1 protein-coding gene is annotated in these 7,079 nt (G+C 69.7%); it reads right to left on the bottom strand.

Annotation, left to right across the window (positions count from 1 at the left end):
* A partial coding sequence (locus L995_RS33995; RefSeq protein WP_331428960.1) for a DEAD/DEAH box helicase family protein occupies positions 1–7,079 on the bottom strand: 7,079 nt, incomplete at both ends.

Below are 7,079 nucleotides of genomic sequence, written 5' to 3'. Positions count from 1 at the left end.
TGTGGGGCGGCCGTGCTGGGCGCCGTGGCCGGCTGGGCGCCTGCAGGCGCTGGCCCAGCAGTTGCAGCTGCAGCTGCAGCTGCCTGCCGAGGCTTGGTGCGCGCGGGCAGGTCCAGGTGTTCCAGCCGCTCGAAAAGCTCCTCCACGCTGGCCGCATCGGTCAAATCGATCTGCCGGTGCGCGCGGGTGGGCTGCTCGCCCTTGGCCAGCTTGTCCAGCACCACCACGCGCGTCATGACGCCGGCCGCCGCGCGGCTGAACGTGGACGCCGGCAGCAGCACGTCGGCCGCACGGTGCAGCTCGGGCTTTGTGTAAGGGCGCTCCCCGTCCTGGCCGGCCTTGTCCGCCCGCTCGTAGAGCCAGGCCTCCAGCTTCTTGTCGGCAGCAGGGCCCGCCGGAATGATGGCAACGACACGCCCTCCCTCGCGCAGATGGCTGTATGCCTTGGCCAGGTGGTCCACGGCCGTGCGGCCGGCGGTACCGAATGGCGGGTTCATGGCGATCACGTCGTACTTGTTGGCCGCTGCCAGGTCCTCGAAGCTGCCTGCCACGATGCGGTCGCTGTCGCGCACGTCGGCCAGGGCCAGGCGCGAGCGCAGCACGGGCGACGGCTCCACCATGGTGCGGCGCGAGTGCGTGGGCAGCCAGCGCGCGATGGCGCCATGGCCGGCCGAGGGCTCGGCCGTGTCCTCACCTTCACGCACGTCGCCCCATTCCACCATCTTGAGTCCCAGGGGCTCGGGCGTGGCGAAGTAGTCGGCCCCCTCGCGCGCCTTGGTCACGCTGGTCTTCTTCTGCTGCGAGAAATACAGGCTCCGCGCACGGTCCCATTCCGAGATCACGTTGTTGCGGGCGCGGTCCATGTCCTTGCCGCCCGTGCCCTCGCCCTCGTGGCCAGGCGCATAGGTGTCGGCCTCCTCGAAGGCCTGCACATAGGCGTCCTGCAGCGAGCGCGCCAGTTCGCCCAGGGCCAGGTTCTCGGCCGTGGCCGCACGCGTGGCGATGGTCGATGCGAAAGCCGTGCGCTCCCAGGACGTGCCCGTGTTCAAGTAGCGCATGATGGCGTTGCTGACCTGGCCTGTGCGGTAGACGCGGCCCTCCTGTTGGATCGACTTCGTGGGCGAGGTCGGCAGGCCCAGGTTGATGAGCACGCGCTGGTGCTTGCCGGTGGTGTCGTGGCCGCTCCAGCCCTTGTCTTTGGCCGACTGCACGAGCATGACGGTCGGCCCGCGCCCGTCGTCGTTGAAGGCCTCGTAGGCGGCCAGGTTGTCGCGGCGCTTCTCTCGGCCATTCACGACAAGCAGCTCAGGGAACTCCTGGCGGAACACCTGCAGGGGCGAGGGCAGCTTGTGCAGCTGCGCACGCTCCAGGTCGCCGAACTGGCCCTGAAACTCGGCCAGCGCGCTGGCCACGGCAGCACGGTCCCCTGCGTCCACCAGGCCCAGGTCGAGCGCAAACGGGTTGACGCCGCCGCCCTTGATGTAGTCATGGAACACGACCACCTTGCGGCCCAAGGCCATGTGGGCGCGCACGATGGGCACGGCCTCAGTGGCCTTGATGGCCTCCAGCAGGTAGCGCCGCGTCAGGTAGTCCACCTGCTTGTTCACCAGCTCTTCCAGCTTGGCGTGGCCAGTGCTGTCGCGCCGATGGTCTGCCAGCCAGGTGAAAGCCTCATCGATCCGGTTACCGATTGCGGAATCGAACAGAACGAACCGGCGGTCGTAGTCGGCCTTCACGTCCAGCAGGCGCGAGGACAGAACGCCGCGCCGCTTGAGCCATGTGTTGAACTGACGCTGCATCAGGCCCCGGTCCACGCCGACCTCGGGCTGCGTCAGCTTGTTGTAGCGCATCCGGTAGCCGAAGTGCTGCATGAAAAACTGCTCGCGGTTGCCGCCTTCGTTGTAGCCACGGAACTCCCGGGACTCGTCGCTACGCCCGTCGTCGTAGTCGAACAGGTAGCCGTTGGCCCAATCCACGTTCAGCTCGTAGGCGAAGGGCGTGGCCGACAGGGCCAGCAGCTTGGTGCGGCGGCCGTCACGGCGCGCGGCGGCCACGTCGTCGCGCACGGCCTGCAGATCCGCCTGCAGCTTCTCGAAGGCAGCCTTGGCCCGGGCCTCCAGCCGCTCGGCCTGGTCAGTCTTGCCGGCCTCCCGCGCGTCGTCGGCCTTCTGGCGCAGCTCTGCGGCGGCCTGCAGGTCGGCCGCATGCAGCATCTGGTAGCGTGCATGGGCGCCGTCCGGATGCATGGTGATCGCACGCAACCGTGCGAGCGCCGCCGTGGGCGTGGCATCCTGGGACGACATAAGCGTGTGCGCCTCGTCGGCCACCACCAGATCCCAGGCCCGGCTGGCCAGGGCGTCGTTCATGCCCAGATTGGCGTAGGTTGTCAGCGTCACGCCCTGCCCGGCCACTGTGGAGTCGGGCAGTTGGCGGATATTCAGGTCCAGGGCACGGCCCGAGCGCATCCAGTCTGAGCCGATCTTGTCGTCGGGCACGACCACCAGGATGTTCTTCTTGCCGGCGTCCACGAAGCGCCGCACGGCGCCCAGGCCTGAGAAGGTCTTACCGGTGCCTGTGCCATTGGTGAGCAGCATGCCAGGGCCGGCGGCAAAGGCGCGCTCCGTCTTCGCCACATCCTCCTGCTGCCCGGCCAGCAGCTGCGGCAGTGCCGCGCGTACGTTGGCCAGGTGCGCGGCCTCGCCCGCGCTGGGCGCTACCGCCGGATCTACTGAGCTTTCTGCGCTGCGTTCATCGCTGCTATCGCTTCGGTTTCGAGTCGCTGCGCGTGCTGTACGAGTGATCGCTGCAAGCTCGCCAGCTGAGACTGGTCGAGCAGGTACTCCATCGCTGCCAGCTCCAAGCACTCCCTGACTGTTGTCAGTTCCGGCAAGCTGCTGCGCAGCTGCGGCTGGTGCATCTCCTCGATGTACGCGCTGATCGCTTCGTTTTCCACGAACAGCGGCATCACCAGCCTGAACGCCAGAGTCGTCGGATCGTCCAGGCCCATCGCCTCGGCCGGTTTGTCCAGGTGCTTGTCGATCATCGCCGGCAGCGTCTCGGGGGTCGCCGCGAACAGCTCGCGCATCGGCGGAAACAGCGGCTGGCTCAGGGCGATGTCGTTCCAGATGGGCAGCGGGGTCTGATACATGGGAGGTGTCCTTTGCGTTGGGGGTATTGTCGGGTGCCCGCACCTGGCTGTCGCGCATGTCCTCGATGTAGCGCACCACGTAGGGCTTCATGTTGCTCGCCGCCTCGGTGCCGAACTTGTCCACGACCATGCGCACCACGGCCCGCATGGCATCGCGCAGATCCGTGCCGGCGTCCTGCAGGTTGGCCACAGCCTGGGCGAACAGCGGCTTGGCCTTGGCGTATGTCTGCTCATCGAAGGACAGGCCTGAGCCGAGCTTGCCCGCGCCGCCGAACAGCTCGCCCAGCCCATCGATGGCGGCGGCCAGGCCCGCGCCGGCATTCTTGGCTGCGCTGGCCAGGGCCTCGCCTGCGCCGCGCTCAGGCGGCACCTGCGCGACCGGGCCGGCCTTCAAGGCACGGGCATCGGGCTGCGTGCCGTGGGTGCGTTCGCGAAGGCCTGGCACGTCCACCCATGCATCGCCTTCCTTTTCCACAGGACGCACGGTCACGCTCCAGCGGCCATCCGCATCGGGCGCCGTGTACGAGACAACGCGGTCATGCGTGCCGTCTTGGCTTCGGACGATGTTGCCCGGCGTGAAATAAGCTGCGCGCTCGGCTTCCTGCGCGGCGGCCTTCTGTGCGGCCTGGCCGCGCGGCTTGGACTTGGCCGGGTCGGCCAGCTTCAGCAGGCGCTGAATCGGGAACTGCAGGCGGTCCTGGCCATCGACCTTGATGTGCCCGGCCTTCACGCGCACGGCGCCGGGGCCACCCTCAAATGTGTAGCCGCCATAGATGCCGGGGCGCACATCCCCGGGCGCCTTCGCGCCGAGCCAGCGCAGATAGTCCAGGGCCGCAGCCTGGGCGGCCTCCTGCGTCAAGGCCTTGCCGTGGGGCACCGAGTCACCGGAGCGCGGCGAGGCCTGGCGCTCCGTGACCACCTCGTCCAGCACTTCATCGAACATGGCTTCCAGATCGTGGCGCTGGGCCGGCTCGGCTTCGGCCGGCGCATCGAAGATGCCTTTTTGCCCACTCAGGGAGTCGTTCGCATCCTGGCCCAGCTGGAAGTGCTCCGCGCTGGCAGCCTGGCGCTCGGCCACTTCCTTGCGCTCGCGCTCGGCCCGCGCCTGAGCTTCGGCCTGGGCATCCTCGCGTGCACGGCGCTGCTCGACCTCCTGCTGCTGGGCCAGCAGGGCCTGGATTTCCTCGGGGGTGTAGCTGGAAAGCTCCAGCTGGGGGGCTACGGCGCCGCTGGCGGCGTCAGCTTCTTGCCCTGGGCCGTCTGCGCGATCTCCAGCAGCTGCTCGCCCTGCTCCGTCTGGCTCTTGTCGCCGTGCTTCTGCCCCTGCTGCATCAGCACGCTCCCCAGCAGCATCGCTGCCAGGGGGTTCTCTGCTGCCTTGCGGGGCTGGGGCTTGCTGGGAGTCGGTGCTTGTGTCATTGGTCTGTTGTCGCTGTGGGACGGGTTGGCCGCTCAGTGCGGCAAGGATCGCGGCAGGGCCAACCTGCTCGCCGAACATATCACCGCTGGCCGATGTCGCCAATGCAGCGCCCATGTACGCGCGCAGGGACTCCACCAGGCGGTCGCGGCCCACGGGCCGGGTCAGGTAGTGGCCGCTGTACAGCAGGCGCAGCATGCCCACGGTCAGGGCATCGGGCACGTCGCCCGTCAGCATGTCCACCTGCTGCACGGCATCGTGCAGGGCCGCGCGCTCGCGCCGGGCCTTCTGCACAAGGCGGATGGCCTGCAGCAGGTTCTCGGTCACGTCCACCTCGGCGTTGATGGCGCCGCGCTCGGCCGCAAGGCGCAGGTTGGCCCACTCGCCGGCGACGGCCTTGAGGGATTCGCCAATCGCGCGTATGTCGTTGTCCGTGCTGCCGAACAGCGATTCCACCAGGTCGCCGTCGCCGTAGGCCTTGTGCACGAGAGCGGCCTGCAGGCGGGTGACGCCGGCCGGCGAGAGCGCGCCGTTGGCGTCCATCATGCCGGCCACGTCCTGGCCATGCTCCTGCAGCTTGCCGATGAATGCCCGCGCGAAATCCCGGTTGGCCGCACTGTCCAGGGCTCCGCTGTCGAACACCTCCAGCACGCCGCCGTCCACGAGGGCCGCGTCCGTGGCGGCCTGCTCCGTGGCGGACAGGCCCAGGGCCTGGCTCTGGCTCTTGGCGCCCATGTTGACCTGGTTGTCCTTCTCGGAATACAGGCGCACCAGCACAGGGGCCTGCATGCCCTCGATGGCGGCCGGGTCGATGCCGTGCATGTCGCTGTCGGCGGCCAGTTCCTGCCGGTAGGCGTCGGCCGTGCCGCGCTCGTAGGCTGCGCGCAGGCCTGCCACACGGCCGTTGTTCAGGGCCTTCACGGTGCCCGGGTGCGCTGCGTCGAACAGCGGATTGACGGCGCCGTCCGCGAAGTTGGACGGCTGCACGTCGGCCGCCTCCATCACCGCATACCGGAACGGCACGCGCTGGCCATCGCTCATCACGGCCACGTCGGCCCGACCCAGCGCCTGCACGGCGTCGGCCTGGTCGCCCACGGCGAACACCATGGGCGCGCCAGACTCGGGGCTGCGCGATACGCCCAGCCGCAGGTAGTCGGGGTTCTGGGCCATGCCCTGCATCTGCACCACGCTGGCCGGCCGGCTGCGGTCGCGGTTCTGGATCTCCTGCACGGGCGTGCCGGCGGCGCCCGTGCCCTCGGGGTTGGTCCCGGCGCGGCGCGTCTTCACGGCGGCCCATTCGTGCTGCAGCTGGTCCCAGATGGGGGTGCCTCGGCGCAGGGTGGCCACCTTCTCGCCGCGCTCGTGCACGAACTGCGGCCAGGTCTTGGACCGCACTGCACCAGGATCAAACGCCGGGGCCTGTTCGGCCGCAGCAGCTTCGGCGGCCACGGCCTCGGGCTCCTCGCCCAAGGCTTCCAGATCGGCCTCGCGCGCAGCGTCCTGCTCCAGGCGCTGGGCCAGCGCTGCGCGCTCCTCCTGCTGCACAGGGTTCAGTCCCGTGGTGCTGTCGATCACCTCCAGCTCGGCCAGGCGCGTGGCCGCCGTGGTGCTGTCCATGGATTCGGGCGTGCCATCGGGCTGCTGCACGCGCTGCTGCTCCGTCTGCGGCGCAGCCGGCGCCGCGACAGGCGCCGAGGCCTGGGCGTCCTGCACGGGCGCAGCTGCGGCGCCGTCACCTGGGGAGGCGTCTGCGGTCGTGGCCACGTCCGTGACCGTCTTGCCTTCGGCGTCCTTGTAGGTCACGTCGATGACCGTGCTGCGCCCGCCGGAGTCCGCCTGGCCGCCCCTACGATCCTTCACGCCGGCCACCACGCCCCGGGCAGCACCCGGAGCAGATCCGCCCAGCGCGCCCAGCACGAAGTTGGCGGCCGAGTCCTCGCCGATTTCCTTGCCATGGGCCACGCTCTTGGTGCCCAGGTCCGAGGCCACGCCTTCGGCCAGCTCCTGCGTGCCCTCCTCCAGCGCCGAGATGCCCGCGCCGGCCGCCGTCTTGCCCAGCACCGAGCGGCCGGCAACGCGGGCCAGCAGCGGGTCGAGCCCCCCCGTCACCAGCTTGCCGGTGAAGCGGTCGCCGAACGTGGCCACCGCGCCCTGCAGCAGCGCCGAGGCGTCCTCGGCCTTGGCGCTGGTGATGCGCCGCGCCTCGTCGGGCGCCGCGCCAGCATCGATCATGCGGCGGTACAGCGGGCTGGTGTCCAGCAGCTGCTCGTGCGACTGCTTGGCGATGAACTCCCGCGCGTTCTCCACGCCCTCGCCCGCTGCCATGGCGCCGCCCACCGCGCCGGCTGCGCCCGGGCTGCGCGTGGCCAGCGCCGTGGCCACCACGGGGAACATGCTGCCGAACACGTCGGCGCCCTGCATCAGGAAGCCGCGCACGGACGGGTCCTTGCCGAAGTCGATCTCGCCCTTGAGCAGGTTGCCCGTGATCTGGGAATTGGCAACGGCGTCACGCGG

Origin of the sequence: Delftia sp. ZNC0008 (genome assembly GCF_000799035.1) — a bacterium.
GTDB classification, from domain to species: Bacteria; Pseudomonadota; Gammaproteobacteria; order Burkholderiales; family Burkholderiaceae_C; genus Comamonas; species Comamonas tsuruhatensis.
The sequence above is the reverse complement of the archived record's forward strand: the minus strand, read 5'-3'. Positions and strand labels throughout refer to the sequence as shown.